Origin of the sequence: Leisingera methylohalidivorans DSM 14336 (assembly GCF_000511355.1) — a bacterium.
Taxonomy (GTDB): domain Bacteria; phylum Pseudomonadota; class Alphaproteobacteria; order Rhodobacterales; family Rhodobacteraceae; genus Leisingera; species Leisingera methylohalidivorans.
This window is the reverse complement of the sequence record NC_023135.1, coordinates 2,570,861-2,591,792: the sequence shown is the minus strand read 5'-3', so window position 1 is coordinate 2,591,792 and position 20,932 is coordinate 2,570,861. Positions and strand designations below refer to the sequence as shown.

Genomic DNA, 20,932 nt, shown 5'->3' with positions numbered 1-20,932 from the left:
AGGCCAGACGCATGCCCGCTTATGATCCCGACAATATCTTCGCCAAGCTCTTGCGCGGCGAGATTCCATCGGCCCGTGTTTATGAAGATGACGATACCCTGGCCTTCATGGATATCATGCCGCGTGCGGACGGGCATCTTCTGGTGATCCCGAAATCCCCGTGCCGCAACCTGCTGGACGCCAGCCCCGCGCAGATGGCAGCGGTGATGCAGACGGTGCAGAAACTCTCGCATGCGGTGATCAGGGCTTTTGGCGCGGACGGGGTGACCGTGCAGCAGTTCAACGAGGCCGCGGGCGGGCAGGAAGTCTTTCACCTGCATATGCATGTGCTGCCGCGCAAGGAAGGCGACCGGCTGCGCCCGCCGGGAACGATGGGGGATCAGGCGCTGATCCAAGCGCAGGCAGAACAGATCCGCGCTGCACTCGCCGCAGGCTGAGGCCGGCCTTCCAGGCGGGGCTTTGCTGTATTGAAACTGCCGCCTGAACAAGGCCGGCGGTTTCAATGCGGATTCGTGTATTTAAAATTAATGTTGATCTTTAGTTGAATTTGATCATAGCTGGTTCGCAAATTGGTTGTGGATCGATGAGGGCGCCCGCGCCCAAGCGTATGGGAACTCAAGAATTGGGTGGTCCGGCACGGTATGCCAGCCCGGTTTAGGGCGGCATCAGCCGGTAATTTTCAGTTGACAGGCTGACTGCCTGAAGCAAGCGGGCAAACGCGCCCGCGCCTGAACGTATGCTTGCAAGGCGTGCCGCCGCATTGACGCGGAAAGCATTATTGGAGGGAGCGGCGTGACGCTCTTGTACCGTGCGCAGGCCTTGTCGCAGGACCAGGTTGTTGCTGCCATTTACGAAACGATAATCCGGCCGGAGCAGTTCGACCGGTTTTCTGCTGGTCCGCCGGCCGGGCCGGGGGGCGGGGGCGGCCTTGACCGATGGGGGGTGTTTGGGCGGCCCAGGGCCGTGCCGTCGCTCAGGGCGCATTTCTCGCGCGCAATGCTGATCCAGGAACAGCAGTGGGAGCGTGCAGGGCGGCCGGGTCCCGGTGAATGCGCAGGAGATTGCAGCCGGTTCTGGCTGCTGGCCGGCGCCGGATCCGGGGGGCGCCTGCTGAATGCGTCGCAGCCTGCCGCCTGGCAGCTTGCCAACGGCGGAGATCTTCCCGCGGCCATGGGGCTGACAGGGGGCGCTGCAGACCGGTGGCGTATTTTTCTGGATCAGGTGCGCGGGGGGGAGTTTTCCTGGCAGGAGGTTCTGCTTCTCGATACCCGCCGCCCGGGGGAGCGGTTTCTCTGCCGCCCTGTTTGGCTGGGTGGGGCAGGCAGACCTTTCGCGGCCGTTATGGCAGAACGGCTGGACTGCGAATGGAGCGAAGAGGCCGCAGGACCCGTGGCCGCGGCTTTCGGACTGCAGAGGTCCGAAATCGACCCGCTGAAGGCAGTGATGAACGGCACCGGCGGCCAGGCGGCGGCAGAGTTGGAACAGATTGCAGCCAGGGCCGGAGCGCCGGGAACGGCTGAGCTGATCCGGCTGGCCGGCTTCCTGTTCAACGAGCATATGCGGGATTTAAAAATTGCGCGGGGCGCGCTGCTGCCGCCATCGGAGGAGGTTGAGGACAAAAGCGGGCGGCGCAGCCAGTTTTTCCGGTTTGGCGCGGAAACCGGACAGCCGGTGATCTATGTGCACGGGGTGCTGGACGGGATCGCGCCGCTGCAGCGTCTGCAGCCGCAGCTCAGAACCCTGGGGTTCCGGGTCTATGCGCCGATGCGCGCGGGCTACGGCGGCTCGGTGCCGCTGCCGCGCGGGCAGGATCCGGCGGATGCCTTTGTTCAGCAGCTGGATGCGCTGATCACACGCAAAAACCTGCAACGGCCGGTATTGCTCAGCCACCGGGGCGGCGCATTGTACGGCTGCGCGGCGGCCAACCGGCTGCACAGCCGGATCGCCGGGCTGGTGGCGGTGGCCTCAAATTGTTCGATTGCCACGCCGCAGCAGTTTTCCGGGCTCAGCGGCTATGCCTGGCTGGTTGCCTTTTCCGCCGCTCGTGCCCGCTGGATGCTGCCCGGGTTGATGAAAGCCTGGTCAGGGGCCCTGCACTGGTACGGGCACAAGGCGCTGCTGAAGGTTCAGACTGCGCGCAACAGCCGTGAAAGGGCGATACTGGACCAGATGGACCTGCTGCCGCTGCTGAAGCAAAGCCAGCTGCTGTTCCGGCAGCAGGGCGGCGCCGGATTCCTGGCGGATGTGCAGATGATGCGGCAGGGGAGCCGGAAGATAGCGCTGACACGGCACACGCGGGCAGTTTTTGTGCATGGCGGCGAGGACCGCGTCGCGCCGCTGTCCGATATCCGTGATACCTTCGGCGGTCAGCAGAATGCTCAGCTTTGCGTCAGCCAGGAGGCGGGTGCGCTGCTGTTTTACACCTTTCCGGAACTGGTGCTGACGGCGCTGCAGGACTGCGCTTCGGCGGCACAAGGCAAGGCTTAGCCGTCAAACACGTGCTCAAAGCTGCGCTTCAGGGCAACGTCTACATCCGCCATGGTGACCGGCAAACCCAGATCTACCAGGCTTGTCACCCCGTATTCGGTAATGCCGCAGGGCACGATGCCGGTGAAATGCTCCAGCTCCGGCTCCACATTGATCGAGATGCCGTGGAAGCTGACCCATTTGCGCAGGCGGATGCCGATGGCGGCGATCTTGTCCTCGGCCATGCCGCCGGTTGCGGTCTGCGGCTTGTCCGGGCGTTCGACCCAGACGCCGACACGGCCGTCGCGGATATGACCCTTGATGTTGAACTCATCCAACGCGGCGATTACCCAGCTTTCCAGCTGCTGCACGAACCGGCGCACGTCGTGGCCGCGCTGGCCCACGTTCAGCATCACATAAACCACCCGCTGGCCCGGCCCGTGATAAGTATATTGGCCGCCGCGTTTGCTGTCATAGACCGGGAAACGGTCCGGGTCAGTCAGGTCTTCGCGCTTGGCCGAGGTGCCGGCGGTGTAAAGCGGCGGATGTTCGACCAGCCAGATGCATTCTGCCGCAGTGCCCTCGGCGATCGCCGCCGCGCGCGCTTCCATGAAGGCAACTGCTTGATCATATTCAACAAGGCCGTCCGATGCGATCCATTCAACCATGGCTCTTGCTGTCCTTTTCCGTCATCCCTTCGGCCCCGTCGGTAAAGTGATCGTAAAATCCTTAGGTGGCAGCCCTGACTGTGGAGTATCCTGATTCCATTGTTAGTATCCATAGGGGGCGAGTATCATGCTTTCCAAGCCGCTTAAGCCGGCATTGACCGCCGCGTTTCTGGCGACATCGGTCACCAGCCCTGCGACTGCGAGCGATTTGGGCGCCGCAATTGTCGGAGGGGTGATTGGCGGGGTTATCGTCAATGAAGTTCACAGAAATAAACAACGCCAGCGCCGTGCCACCACCTACCGCCGCGCTCCGGCAAGTTCCGCCACCCGGTCGCAGAACCGCGAAACCCAGGTGGCACTGAATTATTTCGGCTTCCACTCCGGCACGGCGGATGGGGTGCTGGGCAGGCGGTCCCGCGCCGCCATTTCCCAGTATCAGGTCCACATGGGCTATCCGGCCACGGGCTATCTGGCCCCGTATGAACGCAATTTCCTGGTCAGTTCCTACAGCCGTGCGCAAATCGGCGGCCCGCCGGTTATCAAAGCGATGCAAGGCCCCAACGGGGTGCGCGGATTGCTGCATGCCTGGCGGGATGAGGCCGCCGGCATCAGAACCGCAGGAAGCAGTTACGGCGGCTACGGCGGGTTGCCGTCCGAAGTCAGCCAGGCGGTGGATGAGATCGCCGCCAGCTCGGAACCGACCGGAGAGCAGCTGCTGCAGCGCACCGGCTTCATGCAGCTGGCGGATCTGAACGGCGATGGCCGCAACGACTATGTGCTCGATACGTCGGTCTCCGGCAGTTCCTTCTGGTGCGGCGCGTCGAATTGCTCGGTGATGGTCTTTGCCTCCACGCCGCAGGGCTATCAGCGCAATGACTTCCTGGCGCGCGGCGTGACACCCGCCAGCTTTGCCTGCCATCAGGGCACCTGCCGCATGGCGGATACGGGCGCCGATGCCCCGGTACAGGCCGCACAGCAGAACCGCAGCACGGTAGCAGCCTTTGCCGGCCGGGAAAGCGCCTCGCTGGGCGGCATCACCCTGTTTGATCAGCCGGCGCCAAGTGCCTCGCTTACCAGTTATTGCAGCAAGGTAAGCCTGCTGACCAGCTCCAACGGCGGCTTTATGACAGCAGCAAGCATGACTGATCCGGAACTGGCGCTGGGCGAGCAGTTCTGCCTCGCCCGCACCTATGCCATCAACGCGGGCGAGACCCGAGCCGGTAAGGTTCAGGGTGTTTCGCAAGCGCAGATCGACAGCCAGTGCGATGCGTTCGGCCCGGCTGTGCAGCCCTTCCTGGCCAAACTTGGAACTGCGGGTAGCGGCGAAGTGATGGGTGATGTGCAGAAGTTCGTGCTGCAGTCCGGCATGTCGCTGGAACAGCTGGCTAATACCGCCGGGATTTGTCTGTTCTCCGGTTATCGCCGTGATGACATGGACGTGGCGCTGGGTGCCGCGCTGATTCTGACCGGTGCCGGCCAGCGCCCCTATGCCGAGCTGATCGGCCACCATCTGGCGTTGGGCTTTGGCGCGCCGGTCACGGCAGAAAGGGCGCAGGACTGGTACGGCATGGCCGTGATCTCGCTGGAGGGCGGCGCGGCACCTGTCTTTGCCCCTGGACAGCCCGAGCGGGCAGAGCTGATCAAGACAGCCTCGGCCAAGCTGGCAGGCGGCCGGATCCAGCCGGTGCAGGCCTCCGGCGCTGCGGCACTGCCGTCGTTCTCCTCTGACTGATCGCTGATCTTTTCAGCTGTATACTTTAAATGGCCGGCAGAACTGCCGGTCATTTTTTGCGCTGAATTCAGGTGCGCCCGGACCCCCGCGGCTTTCTGCCTTCTGTGGCCGGGTTTTTACTCTAAATGCTGGATTTCGGCCTTTGACACCCCGCGGCTTTGAATGCAACCTGTGCAATTAAAAAGTGCATTGTCTTAGGGGGTGTTTATGCGGTTCAAGCTGCTTTCCACATTCATTATCTGTTCTGCGCTGGCTCTGACGCCGGCAGAACGTGTTTCTGCCGATGCGGGCGACTTTGCTGCCGGTGCCATCATCGGCGGCATCATCGGCGGCGCCCTGTCCAAGAACCAGCGGCGCTCGGGCAGCAAGGCGCCCCGGCGTTCGCGGCTGCCGTCCACTCAGGAAGGCCGCCAGATTCAGGAATCTCTGAACTACTTCAGCTTCCCTGCGGGCGCGGTCGACGGGCAGCTGGGCCGGAAAACGCGCGAGGCGGTTTCCGCCTATCAGGCTTACCTGGGCTATCCTGTCACAGGGCAGCTGAACGATTTCGAGAAAGACCTGCTGATCAGTTCCTTCCAGCGGGCGCAAGCCAGCGGCTATCTCGCCAGCCAGCAGGCGATGGCACATCCCGACGGGCCGCGCGGGCTGCTGAAGATTTACCTGGCCGAGCGGCTGGCGCCGCAGCCTCAGCCGCAGCAGCCCTATGGGTTGCCTCAGGCCGTCATGGCCGGGAACAGCACCGGCACCTATGGCGTGCCGCAGCAATACGGCCAGAGTGCACAGCAGCAATACGGCCAGCAGCAGATGGGGTTTGCGGCCACCACCCAGGCATACGGCATTCCGCAGCAGCCCCAGTTGCAGGGCCAGCAAGGGCAATTTGTGCCGCAATCGCAGGTGCCGGGCCAATTTGTGCCTCAAGACCAGCTGCAGCAACAGAGCCAGTTCGTGCAGCAGGGGCAGGTGATGGCGGCCGCGCAGGGACAGGCGCCGATCCAGAACAGCGCAGTTGTTCAAGGCAGCGGCACCGCGGCAACACCGGTCCTGTTGCAGCAAAATGATATCGCCGCACCGCTGATCATCCGCCGCGCATTGGTGATCGGTGTCGACGGCTACCAGAACCTCGCCGCCTTGCAAAAGGCGCGCAACGATGCCCTGGCGGTCAGCAATACGCTCGGGGCGCTCGGCTTTGAGGTGACCACGCTCTATGACGCGGGGCGCCGCGACATCAACAGCGCGGTCTCGACCTTTGCCAACCAGATCAAGCCGGGGGATGAAGTCCTGTTCTATTTCGCCGGCCACGGGGTTGAGGTCGACGGGCGCAATTATCTGCTGCCCTCCGATGTGCCGATGGTGAATTTCGGCGATGAAAGCTTCCTGACCGGGGAAAGCATTGCCGCCGACCGGGTGCTTGGAACTTTCCAGCGCAAGGGCGCGCGCTCAACCATCATGATCCTGGACGCATGCCGCAACAATCCCTTCCCCAAGGACGGCCAGCGGTCGGTTGGCGGCACCCGCGGCCTGGTGCGGATGGAGCCGCCGGAGGGCGCCTTTATCCTGTATTCCGCCGGCACAGGCCAAACTGCGCTGGACCGGCTGTCGGACAATGACGCCAATCCGAATTCGGTGTTCACCCGCGCGCTGCTGACGCGCCTGAACCAGCCGGGCATGACGCTGCACCAGCTGGCCAAGCAGGTGCGCCGGGATGTTCAGGATCTGGCAGCCACCGTGAACCACGATCAGTTCCCGGCCTATTACGACCAGATGTCGGGCGAAATGGTGCTGCGGCGCCAGTTGGCAACCCAAGGCAACTGAGGCTGCCTCGAGGGAGCCTTTCGAAGCTGGAGACTGCCGGATACCCGGCTGTTTTCCGGCGCTTAAGCGGGGTGGCCGGCGGGGGCGCACATTCTGTTCAAAAAAGATGATTTTCAGCTTCACATCGCATCCGGGCTGGTCTATACGCCTCGACACCAAGCCTAAGACAGTGCGGTCGTGGCGGAATTGGTAGACGCGCAGCGTTGAGGTCGCTGTTCCTTAACCGGAGTGGAAGTTCGAGTCTTCTCGACCGCACCAACTTTTACCTGAAAATTTGTCATGTTGCTGATGCGCCTGCGCGTCAACGGTTTACGCGCGCCGGTCTGTTGCGGGAATATCAGCTGCCCGAGCCTTTGGCCGGTGCTGGCGGCGTTTCCCGGTTCCGGCAGGTCGCCCGGCCGGCTATAACCGGCCCCGTTCCCTGTGCTTCGCATCTGGAGCCAAAACGCCATAACGTGATGCAGCAGTATGCCCAGTTCAGATCCCGGGAATTGCGACGGCAAGATCCTTGAACGCGAATTCAGTGCGTTGTCCCTGGCAGGAAATAACCTGCTGGACGCCGTGGAACTGCGTGCGCCCAGCGGGCGGATTGCCCGCCTTTTCTTTAAATCCGGAACCTCGCGGGCGGGTCTCGGAATTGCGTCCCTGGCAGAGCGGACAGTGCTGCATAATTATGGCGGCGCCCCGGTTCTGGAAGCCGAGATTGCAGGTGGCCCCGGCGCGGTTACCGTCTCCGCAGAAGGCGCGCTTTACAATGTGCCGCTTCACCCGGAGGAGACGGAGCTGTTTGCAGGGCTCAATGTGGTGGCCGCGGTCCGCAATGGCGAAACAGCCCGATCTACTGCCGAATGGCTGCAGTTCCACGTAACGCAGCATGGGCTGCAGGGGGCTGTCATCCTTGACCGGGCGCAACCGCAGGACAGCCGTCACTTTATAGGGGAGCTGCAAGCGCTTGCAGGTTCCATCACGGGGCTGAAGCAGGTCGTGGTGGTGCATTCCAAACTGCCCTTGGGCAAGGATGGCCTTCCGGAGGAGGCGCATCCTTTTAATGTGCCGGGCGCGCCGGGCAAGGACCGGATGGACATCCCGCCAGCGGATCCCTGGCAGGCGCCGCTGGGCGAATTCCTGATTTACGAAATCCTGCGCGCCCGCTTCCTTGGCCGCGCGCGGGCGGTGGCCAATATCGATCTGTTTGATCTTTTGGCGCCCGGTGATGGGCCGAATATCTTTGACCGGGCCGTCGCCGCGCCGGCGGGCATTCTGCGTCTTGGCGGGGTGCAGGCCTACCCCTGGCGGGTGCGCAAGGGGGAGCAGGCGTGTTTTGCGGATCACATCTGCACGCAGTTCGATGCCGCCGGGCTGCGGCCGCGCTGGTGCCTCGCGCCAGCCAAAGCCGGGGACAGCTGCATCTGGCGGCTTGTCCGGGTGGTCGGGGCCGAGCCCGATCCAACGGACGATCTGCGGTTCTACCGCTGCATGGCCCTGCGGCACCCCACCGACACTGTGTCCAAGATTGTGCCGAAGGCCAGCCTGGTGGAAACGCCCGAGCTGCTGTCGCTGGCGACGGGCTATTTCAACGCCAAGCCTGTGCGCATTCCCGAGGAGCGGGCCGTTAAGCGGGCCGGCGGCACTCCCAAGACCACCATTGTCACCACGATGAAAAACGAAGGGCCGTTCATTCTGGAATGGCTGGCCTATCACCGCGCAATCGGCGTGGATGATTTTCTCGTCTACACCAACGACTGCACCGATGGCACCGATACGATGCTGCAGCTGCTGCAGGATAAGGGGATCGTCCAGCACCGCGAAAACCCGTTCCGCAACACGGATCTGAAGCCGCAGCACGCGGCATTGCAAGCGGCGGAGGAGGAGCCGGTGATCCGTGAGGCGGACTGGCTGGTCTGCATGGATGTGGATGAGTTCATTAACATCAAATGCGGTGAGGGACGGTTGTCCGACCTGTTTCAGGCCGTGGGCGATGCCAACATGATCGCAATGACCTGGCGGCTGTTCGGCAACAATGATGTGCGCGAATTCACCGGCGATCTGATCACCAGGGAGTTCACCCGCTGCGCCTTTGAGGTGACCCGCAAGCCGCACCAGGCCTGGGGCTTCAAGACCCTGTTCCGCAACACCGGGATCTTCAAGAAGCTGGGCGTTCACCGGCCCAAGGGACTGAAGCCGCAGCTGTGGGAGGATATCCGCTGGGTCAACGGCTCCGGCCAGGACATGCCGCGTGAGATGTTCCGCAACGGCTGGCGCTCCTCGACGAGCACCTATGGCTATGACCTGGTGCAGCTCAACCATTACGCCGTGCGCAGCGCCGAAAGTTTTCTGGTCAAGCGCGACCGGGGCCGGGTGAACCATGTGGATCGCGATCAGGGGCTGTCCTATTGGTTCCGGATGAACAACAACGCCGAGGAAGAGCGCTCGATCCAGCGCATGATCCCGGCGCTGGAGGCAGAGATGGCCCGGCTGCTGGCAGACCCGGATATCGCTGCAGCGCATGAATACGCCAGCCGCAAACACCGCGAGAAAATAGAGGAGTTGAAGGGGCGGGACGACATGCTGGCGCTGTTCCGGGAGCTGACAGGCGAGAAACTGTGCAAACTGTCGCGCATGCATGCGCATTTCGGTGCCAATGTGTTCCTCAGCGGTCCCGGCGTGATCCCGGACAAGATCGCTGAAAACGAGCCCGGCAGCGATTTCTGGTTCACGGTGGAGCGCAGCGAAACCAACCATTGAACCCCGCGGCCCGCACATTGACAGGACTCCGGACTGCGGGTTAGAATCCGGCAATAAAAAAGGGCTGTTAAGCAGCTGCATTAATTGGTTTTTTTTGAGGGGCAATCATCATGGCACTTCCGGCCATCGCGTCACTATGGGTGGGCCCAGAACTCAGCTGGCTGGAACAGCTTTGCCTTCAGTCCTTTCTGGATCATGGCCACGAGGTGGTGCTGTTCACCTATGACGCGGTCAAGGGCGTGCCCGGCGGGGTGAAAGTGGCGGATGCCAATGAAATCCTGCCCGCTGACCGCATCATCCGCCACGCCCGCACCGGCAGCCCGGCCTATCATGCCGATGTCTTCCGCCTGCATTTGCTGCGCAAGACCAACTACATCTGGGCCGATACCGATGCCTATTGCTGCCAGCCCTGGGATATAAAGGGCAAGCATTTCCATGGCTGGATCTCCGACGACAAGCCGATGGTCAACAATGGGGTTCTGCGGCTGCCAAAGACCTCCAAGACCCTTGCGGCGATGCTGCGCTTCACCAGCGATGAATACCCCATTCCGCCCTGGTACAGCGCTGAAAAACAGGCCGAATTGCAGGCGCTTAAGGACAGCCGGCAGGGCGTTCATGTCTCGCTTCTGCCTTGGGGTGTCTGGGGGCCGGATGCGCTTACCTGGTTCCTGCAGGAAACCGGCGAGGTCAAACATTCCCGGCCCGGCCATGTGATTTACCCTGTGCCGTTCAAGCGGGCCGGGGTGGTGCTGAACCCGAACCGCGTGGACCAGGCGCGCGGTCATATCCGCAGCGATACGCTGTCGATCCACTTCTGGGGCCGCCGCTTCCGCAATATCGCGGCCAAATACGGGGGGGGGGCCGCGGAGGGCTGCTATGTCCATGACCTGCTGGTCCAGCATGGGATCGACCCGGAGAAAACCCGCCACCTGCTGCAGCCGGTCCCGGAACCGGAAGACAAACCCGTGGAGACGATCGACCCGGCGGCACTGGATTATTCCATGTTCAGCGATCAGGACGTCGCCAATATCCTGCTGCAGCGGTCAGAACTGGCAAGTTCAGGACAGACCATCAAGGACTGGATGGCGGGTGACGGGGAGTTGTTGCTGGCGGACGCCCGGTCGCAGCGGGAGCGCATCCTGCATGAATCGATCCGGATCGCGGAACGGGAATGCGCATTCTTTCTGAAGGCCACTGATCCCATTGCGCCCGAACGCGCCGCGGACATCGGCTGCGGGTATGCCTTTGCCAGCCTGCTGCTGCACCGCCGGTACGGCTGCGAAATCGTGCTGATCGATATCGAAGAAGGCAACGGCCGCCACTTCGGTTTTGAAGGCGAAGGCGCGGGTTACACCAGCCTGGAAACCGCCCGCGCGTTTCTGGAAAAGAACGGCGTGCCGGCCGGAAAGATCACCACCCTTAATCCCAAAACCGAAGACACTGCGCCGCTTGGCGCCTTCGACTTGGTGATCAGCCTGGCGTCTTGCGGGTTCCATTATCCCGTCGGTACCTATCAGGATCTGTTCAGCAACCAGATCAGCAGCGGCGGCGGTATTGTTCTGGACATTCGCAAGGGAACCGGCGGTATTGGCGCCATGAAAAGTTTCGGGACCGTCAAAGTGCTGGCCAAACACGGTAAATATTCCACGGTTCTGACCCGTGCCGGACAGGAGCCGTGATCGGTAACCGCATCCTAATTCCTGTTCGGGTAATACAGCGCAGAAGAGATCGGCGGTACTGCGGTGATCTCTGCGGGCAGATGAGTCCCAATGCGGGTTGGTCCGGTGCCGGTGTTTCCCTGAAGGGCAGTTGACGACACATGATGAGTGAAGGTTTCGATTTCAAAAGCGTGCTGCCGGCACTGGATGCCGATGACGTCCGCACGGTTGCCGATATCAACGGCCAGGCGCCGGAGCTTTGCATCCTTCTGTATCAGCGCTACGGCTGCAGCATCGATATGGTCTCCTGCGACCGCAAGGGGCAGGCCAAGCAGCCCGATACGGCGCAGCTGCAGGCCTGGCAGGCGCGGCTTGAACAGGGCGGCGTGGACCGCGACGCGATCCGGGTTGCGGAGCCTTCGCAGGACCTGGGCAGCTATGATGTGATCCTGGCGCTGAACAGCTTTGGCGCGCGCCACAAGATCCAGAATGCCAAACCGATGCTGGACCGGGCGCTGCAACCGCTCAGCCGCCTGGTGATTGAAATCCGCAAAGGCTCTGGCAGCTATCCGTTCCTCAAGGCCTATGGCAGCTGCAATACGCTGGTGCCGCCTGAGGCCGGCAGGAATGGTCTGGCGATCCTATCCGCCGAACCGCAGGAGGTGCTGCCGCCCTCGGGCGAATGGTCCAAGGTGGCCCGCCAACTGGCCGGCAGGGAAGGCTTCTTTGATGAACTGGAAGAGCATTCCTTCCTGTTCATCCCGCGCGGCGGCACACTTGTGGTGACTTTCGACAACCTCGACATTGCGATGACCAAGCGGGATGACCGGCGTCCCTGGGGCTTCAGCTTCATTGAGGCGCAGGACTGGTCGATGCTGGGGGTGATGGCCAACGGCTGGACCTGGTTCCGCCACCAGGAGGTGTCCGCCAAGTTCGAGGCGCTGCGCGACAGCGGTTTCTTTGCGCAGTTTTCCCGTGTGGTCTTTTACGGCGCGTCAATGGGGGGCTATGCGGCTGCGGCCTATGCAGCGGCGGCGCCCGGATCGACAGTGTTTGCGATCAGCCCGCAATCGACTCTCGACAAGACGCTCGTGCCTTGGGAAATGCGCTACAAGAAGGTCTGGGACAGGGATTTTTCCGGGCCCTTCGGGGATGCATCCCTGGCCAGCCAGGCGGCGGGCGACGTGCACATCATGTTCGACCCCTACGTGGCGCCCGATGCGGCCCATGCGGCCCGTTTTTCCGGGGCAAATGTCACTTTCTGGCGCTGTCCGCTGCTGGGCCATCGGCTGGGATCCTCGCTGCAGCAGATGGGCGTCCTGCAGGAGATTGCCCGCGGTGCCATTTCCGGCGAATTAACACCGCATCGGTTTCACCGCCTGCTGCGCAAACGTCACGAATTCCCGCGGTTTCAGCGGGAGCTGACCAATTTGGCTCTGGACCGGGGCCATCCGCGGCTTGCGAAACAAGCCTGCGAGTATATTTTGCGCCAGCGGGATGACCGGTTCTTCCGCAGGATGAAGGCGCGGCTATAACCTGTGAATTCCGCCAGGCCGCACGCCGGCACCTTATGCGGAGCAGGGAAAGGGCAAAGGCTTGACAGGACGATGAACCAGGCAAAGGCTGACATGCGGGACATTACCCTTGCTTTCCATATCGGGGCGCCGAATACCGACAACGGCCAGCTGACCTGGTCGCTGCGCAAGGATGCACAGCGACTGCTGGAACAGGGCGTCATGATCCGCCGTCCGGGCACCTATTTGGCGGCTGTCAATCAAATGCTGCGCAAGCAGAACCAAGACACTGTCTCTGCTGAGGAACGCGAGGCGCTGTTGGCCGGCATTGTCAAGGATCAGGACGTTTCCCGGATCATCCTGACCAATTCCGGATTTCTCGGGATGCCGGGCTGGATGCTTAGCGGCGGGCGGCTTTATCGCAATGCGGGCAGCAATACAGCGGCACTGCGGGGAGTGTTTCCGGACACCCCCTGCGAATTCTTCCTGGGTCTGCGCAACCCTGCCACGCTGATCGGCCCGGTCTACAAATCGCAATCCGGCAGAAGCTGGAAGCAGTTCACCGCAGGCACGGACTTCCTCAATCTGCGCTGGTCGGACGTGGTTGCGGATATTCAGGACAGTAACCCGGGCTGCCGCATCACTGTCTGGTGCAACGAGGAAACGCCGGTGATCTGGCCCAACATTCTGGGGCAGGTGACGGGGCTGGGTGACGGTTTCCGTTTCGCCGGCGAACTGGACATCACCCGCGGCATTATATCGGAGGCGGGATACGAGCGGCTGGAAGCCTATCTGGCAAACCGCCCCGGCCTGTCGGAAGACCAGCGTGAACGGGTACGTGCGCTGTTCCTCAGCTATTACCACTCAGAAGAGGCGATCGAAGAGGAAATCGATCTGCCGGGCTGGTCGCAAGCGCTGGTGGATGACATGAGCGAAAGCTATTTTGCTGATGCCGAGCTGATCCGGCGGATGCCTGGCGTCACGTTTCTGTCCTAAGGATGGGGCGCCCGTAAAGCGGCTTCATCAGGATTGCAGTCAGATACATCGGAATCTGGTAGCAGCCCAGGAAGATCAGCAGAGGCTCGGTGGTGGCAGCGGGCAGGGCGATCAGAAACAGGGCAAAGTTCCGGTTGCCGGCGACAACGGCACAGGGCACGGCGCCACTGCCCGCGCGGCGGCGCATCACTGCAAATGTCAGCGCCTGCAGGCCGAGGTTGGCGGCCAAGGCAAAGCCCAGCCATTGCAGCACCAGCAGCGGGTCCGTGCGCAGCGCAGGCCCCAGGGCTGCCATCAACCCGACGACGATCACCGACAGCGCAATCACTGTCAGCCCGTCAATGGCCTTGGCCTGCTCTGCGCGCAGATTTGGCAGTGTCAGGCGCCGCAGCAGAAAAGCGGCCAGGACCGTTACCCCGATGGCGCCGATCAGCCGCGCGGAGGCGTGCAACACGCCGCCAAGATCGCCAAGGCCGGGTGCCAGAAGAAACACCGGGATCACCGTCAGCGGCATCAGTGCCGTGCCGGTGATCAGCAGGCGGAAGGCAGGCTCCGGCGCGTGGCTCATCAGTGCGGTGATATTGGGGCTGCCGGTCACCGAAGGGGCGCTCAGCATCAGGATCAGCGCCACTGCGGCGGGGGTTTGCGCCACACCGAACAGCGACGCCAGGCCCAGCGCCAGCAGCGGCAGCGCCACTTGCAGAAAAGCAATGGCCTTCAGCGTGCCGATCCCGTCCGCCAGACCGCCTGCGGCCTTGCGCAAGCCGATCCGGTAGGCATTCAAAAACAATAGCCCGGCCACCATCTCCGGCAGCCAGGGCTTAAGCGCGGCGGCCAAGCCGGGCAGCGACAGCCCGGCCAGCAGCCCCAGAACCAAGGCAGCCCGCTCATGCCGGGCGGCAAAGGCGAGCGCGCGCAGCATGGGGCTAGGCAGGCCCTGGCCGCAGGTTGTTGGGCAGATAGGTCGCCAGCTCCGGGAAGGCGATCAGCACAAACACCATCAGCACCATGATCAGGAACATCGGGATCGCGGCACGGGCGATATAGCTCATCTCGTGGTGGGTCATGCCCTGCATCACAAACAGGTTGAAGCCGATCGGCGGGGTGATTTGCGCCATTTCCACCACCACCACGATGAAGATGCCGAACCAGATCAGGTCAATGCCCGCCTGGCGGATCATCGGCTCCACCACTGCCATGGTCAGCACCACCGAGGAAATGCCATCCAGGAAACAGCCCAGCACGATGTAAAAGACCAGCAGCACCATTAAAAGCTCCAGCCGCGTGAGCTCCCACCCGGCAATCAGATCCGCCAGGCCGCGCGGCAGGCCGGTAAAGCCCATCGACAGCGACAGGAAGGCCGCACCGGCCAGGATCAGCGCAATCATCGCGCTGGTTCGGGTGGCGCCCATCAGGCTGTCGGTGAAGGTTTTCCAGTTCAGAGACCCTTGCCCCAATGCCAGCAGCAGCGACCCGATGACGCCAAAGGCTGCGGCCTCGGTGGCGGTGGCAATGCCAAGGTACATGGAGCCGATCACCACTATGATCAGAGCAATCACCGGCGCCAGAAAGCGGGAGTTCTTCACCTTCTGGGCAAAACTCAGCTTGGCCTCAGGGGTCGGGTTCCAGTCCTTTCCGACCTTGGAATATACCGCCACATATCCCATGAACATCGCCGCCAGCACCAGCCCCGGCAGAATGCCGGCAAAGAACAGCTTGGTGATCGATTCATTGATGGTGACGCCATAGACAATCAGCGTCAGCGACGGCGGGATCATCAGGCCCAGCGTGGCCGCGCCGGTCAGCGTGCCGATCACCATGGTTTCGGGATAGTTGCGCTTTCGCAGTTCCGGGATCGACATCTTGCCCACGGTGGTCAGCGTCGCCGCAGAGGAGCCGGAGACCGCGGCAAACACCGTGCAGCCGACGATATTGGTATGCACCAGGCCGCCGGGCAAGGGCGCCATCCAGGGCGCCAACCCTTTGAACATGTCCTCGGACAGCCGGGTCCGGTACAGAATTTCCCCCATCCAGATGAACATCGGCAGCGCCGTCAGGGTCCAGCTGGAAGAGGCCGACCAGATCGTGGTCAGCATCACGTCGCCGACAGGGCGGGTGGTGAACAGCTCCATGCCGACCCAGGCTACGCCCATCAGCGCCAGGCCAACCCAGACGCCGGACCCTAGAAGGGTGAACAGCACGAAGAGAAACAGAATGATAACTGAGATATTTTCCAAGGGGCTTACTCCGCGTGGCTCTGGTCGTCCAGATCCCGGGTGATGCGGTGGTCACCGCGGAAGATCACATGAATCAGATGATCGGTCAGGGCGACGGCCAGAACGGCCCCGCCGAACAGCATCACGCTTTGCGGTATCCACAGGGGCGTGCGGTCCTGGCCCTGGCTGACGTCGTTGAATTTCCAGCTCCAGTAGACAAACCGGTAGGCGTAATAGGTGAAATACCACATCACCGCGGTGCCGATGCCAAAGCACCAGATCTCCAGCACCCGGCGGAAGCCTTCGGGCACGGCATTCAGCAGGATCGACACCCGGATATGGCTGCCCCGGTTCAGCGCATTGGCAAAGGCCAAAAACGACGCGGCGGCCATCGCATAGCCCGCGTAATCCGGCGCGCCGGGAAACACCTCACCGGTCCAGCGGGCAAGCATCTGAACAACGATCAGGCCCAGTATCGCAATCAGGCAAAGGGCGGCCAGCACCCCAGCGGCGAGGTAAAGAAAATCCAGTCCGGAGCGCAGCCCCCTGAGCACAGTCATATCATCCCCATCGGCTTATTTTATTATGAGATTACGGGCGGCCCATTCTGTGCCGCCCGTATCCTGCACGCTGATTATTCTGCGCGGAATGCATCGACGATGGCCTTGCCCTCGTCGCCTGCGGCTTCCAGCCATTCGTTGGTCATGGTGTCGCCGATTTCCTTCAGCTCGGCCGTCATCTGCTCCGATGCCGGGCCGACGTTCATACCGCCGTCGCGCAGTCCCTGCAGGGTGAAACCGGTGTATTCCTTGGCCCGCCAGTTGCCCGCATATTCCGCAAGCTTGGCGCAGCCCATGATCACGTTCCGGCTTGCCTCGGAGGTGCCGTTCCAGATTTCGGTGTTCACAAACACATAGTTGCGCGGCAGCCAGGCATCCACTTCATAGAAATAACCCAGGCTTTCCCAGACCTTGCGGTCATAGCCGGTGGAGCCGGAGGAAATCATGGCTTCCGCAACCCCAGTGGCAAAGGCCTGGCTGATCTCAGCGGCCTCGATGGTCACCGGCAGCATCCCCGTCAGCTCTGCCAGGCGCGAGGTGGCGTTGTTGTAGGAGCGGAACTTGATGCCCTTCATCTCGGCAACCGAGGTCACTTCGTTCTTGAAATACAACCCCTGCGGCGGCCACGGCACGGCATATAGCAGGGTCAGATTCTGCTCGGCCAGCAGCTTTTCAATCGACGGTTTGGCGGCGCGCCACAGCTTGTCGCTGTCATCGAACGAGGTCGCCAGGAACGGGATCGAGTCAAAGCCGAATAGCGCGTTTTCGTTCTGGTGTCCGGACAGCAGCCGCTCGCCGATCGGCGCCTGGCCGGTCTGCACCGCGCGTTTGATGTCGGCGCCCTTGAACAGCGATCCCGACGGGTGGGTCTTGATCTCCACCTCGCCGCCGGTGCCGGTGGTCACGCATTCAGCAAACTCCGCGCCGGTCGCCGAGTGGAAGTTGGAGGCCGAATAGGCCATTGGCATGTCCCAGGTTTCCGCCGCGGCGGGCAGGGCGGCGGCCGCAGTCAGCGCGGTGGCGGCCAGCAGTCTGGTCAATTTCTTCATGGTCTTCTCCCTGTTTCAGTTTCGGCCCCTTAAGGGGCACTGGTTGGTTTCAAATCGCATAGCGCACCGGGTCATAGGCGCTCATGTCGATGTTCGGAGTGCGGCCCGAAATCATCTGCGCCAGCAGGCGGCCTGTCTTCGGCCCGCCGGTCAGGCCGATGTGATGATGGCCAAAGCCGACAAAGGCGCCGCTGAGGTCCGGCACCCCGCCAATCACCGGGATCGAATCGGCAGGCGCCGGGCGGTGGCCCAGCCATTCCTCTTCATGCTTCCAGCTCACACCGGGCAGAATGCGCCGGGCGTTCTTGCGCAACAGCTCGAGCGGCCCCTTCGACGGCCCGGCCTCCAGCCCGCCGAATTCCACAATGCCTGCAATCCGGATCCGTCCCTGCATCGGGGTCACCACGCATTTGGCTGCTGCCACCATGACAGGCGCTTTCGGCATTGCCGAAGGTTCCCATAATTCAAGATGATAGCCGCGTTCTGCTTCCAGTGGTACGGAAATTCCCAGTTTCTCTGCCAGCGGCTTGGACCAGACGCCGGTGGCCACGACCACGGCATCGCAAGCGATCGTTTCCCCGCCTGCACGCACGCCGGTCACCCGGCCGCCTTCGCGGGCCGCGTCTTCGGCATAGGCCCGGATCAGCTGGCCGCCATTGGCGGTCACATGTGCCGCCAGATCCTTCACATACTGGCCCGGATCGGAAATGATCCCGTGATCCTTCAGCCGCGCGGCAAAGCCGAATTCCTGCGCATAGATACTGTCATAGGCCCGGAAATCCGCGCCCTCCAGCTCATCCCAGCGGAACCCGTGTTTCCTGCGCAGCCCCCAGCCGAATGCGTCCTCCCCGAAATGGGCGCGGTCGTTGTAGAGGAACAGGTAATCCGAGGGCTTTAGATGCCGCTCAGCCGCCGTGCCCGCCGCCAGGGCCCGGTGATCCGCCAGCGAATCCCCGACCACCGGCGCCAATGCTGCGGCAATCCGGGTGGTGTCCTTGGCATTGGCGTGGCTCATGTATTTCATCAGCCAGGGTGCCAGCTTGGGCAGATAGCCCCAGCGCATGAACAAGGGCTGGTTCGGGTCCAGCAGCATCTTCGGCGCCTTCTTCCACAGCCCCGGACCCGTTACCGGCACGATGGAGCAAGACGCCAGAATGCCGCCATTGCCGTGGCTGGTGCCTTCGCCCGGTCCCTTGCCGTCGATCAGGATCACCTGATGCCCGTCGCGCTGCAGCTCGATCGCTGCCGAGACGCCGACAATGCCGGCGCCGATGATGGCAACCGTTTTCTTCTCCGCCGTCATTCCGCGACCTTCTTGGACACCGCGTAACGGTCCAGCTTCCCAACATCCGGTTTAAGGCCCAAACCTGGCCCGTCCGGCACAACAACCTGGCCGTCTACAACCTGGAAAGGCGTCTCCAGAATGTCCTCCTTCAGGAAGTAGCGCGCCTGATAGAACTCGCAGCCCAGCCGGATTTCGGGTGTGGCGGCAATCATGTGGGTGCCTGCCAGATGCGCAAGGCCTGCCTCGAACATGTCGCCGCCATAGGCCGACAGCCCGTTCGCCGCAGCAATCCGGGCTACTGTTTGCGCGCTGGTCAGCCCGCCCGACTTCATGATCTTGACCGAGACGCCGTCGCAGATGCCCTCGCGCGCCGCCCGCACCATGTCTTCGGGACCGAATACGCTTTCATCCGCCAGCAGCGGCACGTCGATCATCTCCCGCAGCCTGGCCATCATGGCGAAGTGATGAAACCGCACCGGCTGCTCGATAAAATCCGGCTTGAACCCGGCCGCATCGCGCACCTGCGCAGGCGCGTCTTCGATGCTGAGGCCCTGATTATAATCGACGCGAACCCGGAACCCGGGAAAGTCCTTGGCGATCCGCTCCAGCCGCATGATGTCAAAGGCATGATCCTTGAAACCGGTCTTCAGCTTGATCAGCCCGACTTTGTCGGCGCGCAGCCGGTGCAGCAGGTCAATGTCCTTGCCAAAGTCCGGATCGGCAATCGAACAGCTGAGCGGAATGGTATCGCGGCACTTGCCGCCCAGCAGTGCCCAGACCGGGACTCCGGTGATCCGTCCGGTCAGATCCAGCAGCGCCGTTTCCAGCGCGGCCTTGGCTTCGGTGCAATGGGCGACCGCCTTGGAAGCGTCGTCCATGATCGCCGCGCGGTCCGCCACCCGGCGGCCCTCCACCAGCGGGCGGATGTAGCGGTCAAGTGCTGCCAGGCTGGCCTCCGGCGTGCCGGTGAACACCGACCAGGCCGAGGCTTCGCCGTATCCTGCGGTGCCGTTTTCACTGCGCAGGCGCACAATCACGACCTCGCAAGAGCCTTCCACCGTTCCGATCCCATGGTCGCGGCGCGACCGCACGGGCAGTGCGAGATGCCACAAATCCATCCCGGCAATCTTTTCTTCCAGCACGCGCGTTTTCCTTCCAGCTTCGAAAGGAGCCTGCCTTGACTTGCCCATCATTACCAATACAAAGAATTACCTAAAGTATCATAAAAAATGATGCCTGCCGATGTCTCTCCGCTTCCGCCAGCTGCAGGCGTTCCACGCCATTGTCGAAACCGGCACCGTCACCGGAGCGGCCGAACAGCTGGGAATTTCTCAGCCCGGCATTTCCAATCTCCTGTACCAATTGGAACGCCAGACCCGCCTCAAACTCTTTGAGCGCAGCAAGGGCCGGCTGATCCCCACGCCCGAAGCCGGGGTGCTGTTTCAGGAGGTCGACACCGTGGTGCGCGGCCTTGATCACGTGGCGCAGGCGGTCACCGATCTGCAGAACAAACAGGCGGGGCAGCTGCAGGTGGCTTCGCAGCACTCGATGTCCTTCGGCTTCATGCCCGCGCTGATCGCCCGTTTTGCCCGCACCCGTCCGGATTTGTCGATCTCCTTTCAGGCGCAGTATTCGCTGAAGATCCAGGAATGGGTGATCTCGGGGTTGTTTGAGATCGGCGTCTGCGAAATGCCGCTGATCCATGATGGGCTGGAGGCGCATCCGATCAACGTCGAAACCCGGCTGGCGATCCCCGCGGACAGCCCGCTGGCGGAACACGACGTGCTGACGCCCGAACTGCTGGAAGGCGTGCCCTTCATCGTGATGGGGCCTGAGCACATGACCCACCGCCGCACCCGCGAGGTGTTTCAGCAGGCGGGTATCCCGCTCAAGGCCCGGGTGCATTCGCATCTGTTCAAAAACCTCCTCAGTTTCGTGCAGGAGGGGATGGGGGTCTCGATCCTCGACCCCTTCGTGCTGGATTTCGAGGCTGGCGGCGGCTTTATCTCGCGCCCATTCCGGCCTCGGATCATGATGGAAATGGCGGTGATCACCTCTAAGTCCCGCCCGTTGTCGGCGGTGGGGCAGGAGTTTCTGGCGCTGCTGAAGCAGGAGTTGGCGCCGTATACGGCTGGCAGAAGTTCAGCCCGCTCTTGAAAGCTTTTTTGCCCGGCGGGACCGCCGGGCAGCGCCCGGCCCTCCCCACCGGAGGGGGCTCGTGCGCCCACCCA

At 62.6% G+C, this 20,932-nt stretch carries 16 protein-coding genes and 1 tRNA gene; 10 read left to right on the top strand and 7 right to left on the bottom strand.

Annotated elements, in window-relative coordinates:
- Positions 1-11 precede the first annotated feature (11 nt).
- Together METH_RS12875 and METH_RS12870 are read left to right on the top strand one after the other, a co-directional pair.
- The gene (locus METH_RS12875) at positions 12-437 is read left to right on the top strand and encodes an HIT family protein (RefSeq protein ID WP_024090911.1); all 426 of its coding nucleotides are present in this window, start codon (positions 12-14) and stop codon (positions 435-437) included.
- Between the two features lie 904 nt (positions 438-1,341).
- Positions 1,342-2,487, top strand: coding sequence for an alpha/beta hydrolase (locus METH_RS12870; RefSeq protein WP_245602886.1), 1,146 nt, complete (start codon positions 1,342-1,344; stop codon positions 2,485-2,487).
- On the opposite strand, the gene lipB is transcribed toward METH_RS12870, so the two are convergent.
- Positions 2,484-3,134: a lipoyl(octanoyl) transferase LipB gene (lipB, locus tag METH_RS12865; RefSeq protein ID WP_024090909.1), complete on the bottom strand. Its 651-nt coding sequence runs from the start codon at positions 3,132-3,134 to the stop codon at positions 2,484-2,486. The two genes, METH_RS12870 and lipB, sit on opposite strands and share 4 nt — an antisense overlap.
- Positions 3,135-3,261: 127 nt before the next feature.
- Between lipB and METH_RS12860 the strand changes: the two genes are divergently transcribed.
- The 7 genes from METH_RS12860 to METH_RS12830 all read left to right on the top strand — a co-directional run bounded on the left by METH_RS12860 (position 3,262) and on the right by METH_RS12830 (position 13,591).
- The gene (locus METH_RS12860; RefSeq protein ID WP_024090908.1) at positions 3,262-4,866 is read left to right on the top strand and encodes a peptidoglycan-binding domain-containing protein; all 1,605 of its coding nucleotides are present in this window, start codon (positions 3,262-3,264) and stop codon (positions 4,864-4,866) included.
- 207 nt (positions 4,867-5,073) lie between these two features.
- A complete protein-coding gene (locus METH_RS12855) occupies positions 5,074-6,678 on the top strand; it encodes a caspase family protein (protein WP_024090907.1) in 1,605 nt (534 codons plus the stop codon).
- 171 nt (positions 6,679-6,849) lie between these two features.
- Positions 6,850-6,936, top strand: a tRNA-Leu gene (locus tag METH_RS12850).
- Positions 6,937-7,146: 210 nt separating this feature from the next.
- Complete coding sequence (locus METH_RS12845; RefSeq protein ID WP_044008421.1) at positions 7,147-9,423, top strand: glycosyltransferase family 2 protein; 2,277 nt, start codon at positions 7,147-7,149, stop codon at positions 9,421-9,423.
- A gap of 110 nt (positions 9,424-9,533) precedes the next feature.
- A complete protein-coding gene (locus METH_RS12840) occupies positions 9,534-11,102 on the top strand; it encodes a class I SAM-dependent methyltransferase (RefSeq protein WP_024090905.1) in 1,569 nt (522 codons plus the stop codon).
- Positions 11,103-11,242: 140 nt separating this feature from the next.
- The gene (locus METH_RS12835) at positions 11,243-12,616 is read left to right on the top strand and encodes a hypothetical protein (RefSeq protein WP_024090904.1); all 1,374 of its coding nucleotides are present in this window, start codon (positions 11,243-11,245) and stop codon (positions 12,614-12,616) included.
- A 72-nt stretch (positions 12,617-12,688) separates the two neighbouring features.
- Positions 12,689-13,591 carry a hypothetical protein gene (locus METH_RS12830; RefSeq protein WP_024090903.1) on the top strand — a complete coding sequence of 301 codons (903 nt, stop codon included), beginning with the start codon at positions 12,689-12,691 and terminating at the stop codon, positions 13,589-13,591.
- On the opposite strand, the gene METH_RS12825 is transcribed toward METH_RS12830, so the two are convergent.
- From METH_RS12825 to METH_RS12800, 6 genes are all read right to left on the bottom strand, one after another.
- Positions 13,575-14,513, bottom strand: a complete 939-nt coding sequence (locus METH_RS12825; protein WP_024090902.1) for a hypothetical protein — start codon at positions 14,511-14,513, stop codon at positions 13,575-13,577. The genes METH_RS12830 and METH_RS12825 overlap by 17 nt on opposite strands.
- A gap of 4 nt (positions 14,514-14,517) precedes the next feature.
- Positions 14,518-15,828 (bottom strand): TRAP transporter large permease, encoded by a 1,311-nt coding sequence (locus tag METH_RS12820; protein ID WP_024090901.1) that lies wholly within the window; start codon positions 15,826-15,828, stop codon positions 14,518-14,520.
- Positions 15,829-15,833: 5 nt separating this feature from the next.
- A complete protein-coding gene (locus tag METH_RS12815; protein ID WP_024090900.1) occupies positions 15,834-16,367 on the bottom strand; it encodes a TRAP transporter small permease in 534 nt (177 codons plus the stop codon).
- A 74-nt stretch (positions 16,368-16,441) separates the two neighbouring features.
- The gene (locus tag METH_RS12810) at positions 16,442-17,416 is read right to left on the bottom strand and encodes a TRAP transporter substrate-binding protein (protein WP_024090899.1); all 975 of its coding nucleotides are present in this window, start codon (positions 17,414-17,416) and stop codon (positions 16,442-16,444) included.
- A gap of 49 nt (positions 17,417-17,465) precedes the next feature.
- Complete coding sequence (locus METH_RS12805; protein WP_024090898.1) at positions 17,466-18,719, bottom strand: NAD(P)/FAD-dependent oxidoreductase; 1,254 nt, start codon at positions 18,717-18,719, stop codon at positions 17,466-17,468.
- Positions 18,716-19,843 carry an enolase C-terminal domain-like protein gene (locus METH_RS12800; RefSeq protein WP_245602885.1) on the bottom strand — a complete coding sequence of 376 codons (1,128 nt, stop codon included), beginning with the start codon at positions 19,841-19,843 and terminating at the stop codon, positions 18,716-18,718. The genes METH_RS12805 and METH_RS12800 overlap by 4 nt, the downstream gene beginning before the upstream one ends.
- 100 nt (positions 19,844-19,943) lie before the next feature.
- On the opposite strand from METH_RS12800, the gene METH_RS12795 reads away from it, so the two are divergent.
- A complete protein-coding gene (locus METH_RS12795; protein ID WP_024090896.1) occupies positions 19,944-20,858 on the top strand; it encodes a LysR family transcriptional regulator in 915 nt (304 codons plus the stop codon).
- Positions 20,859-20,932: the final 74 nt, after the last annotated feature.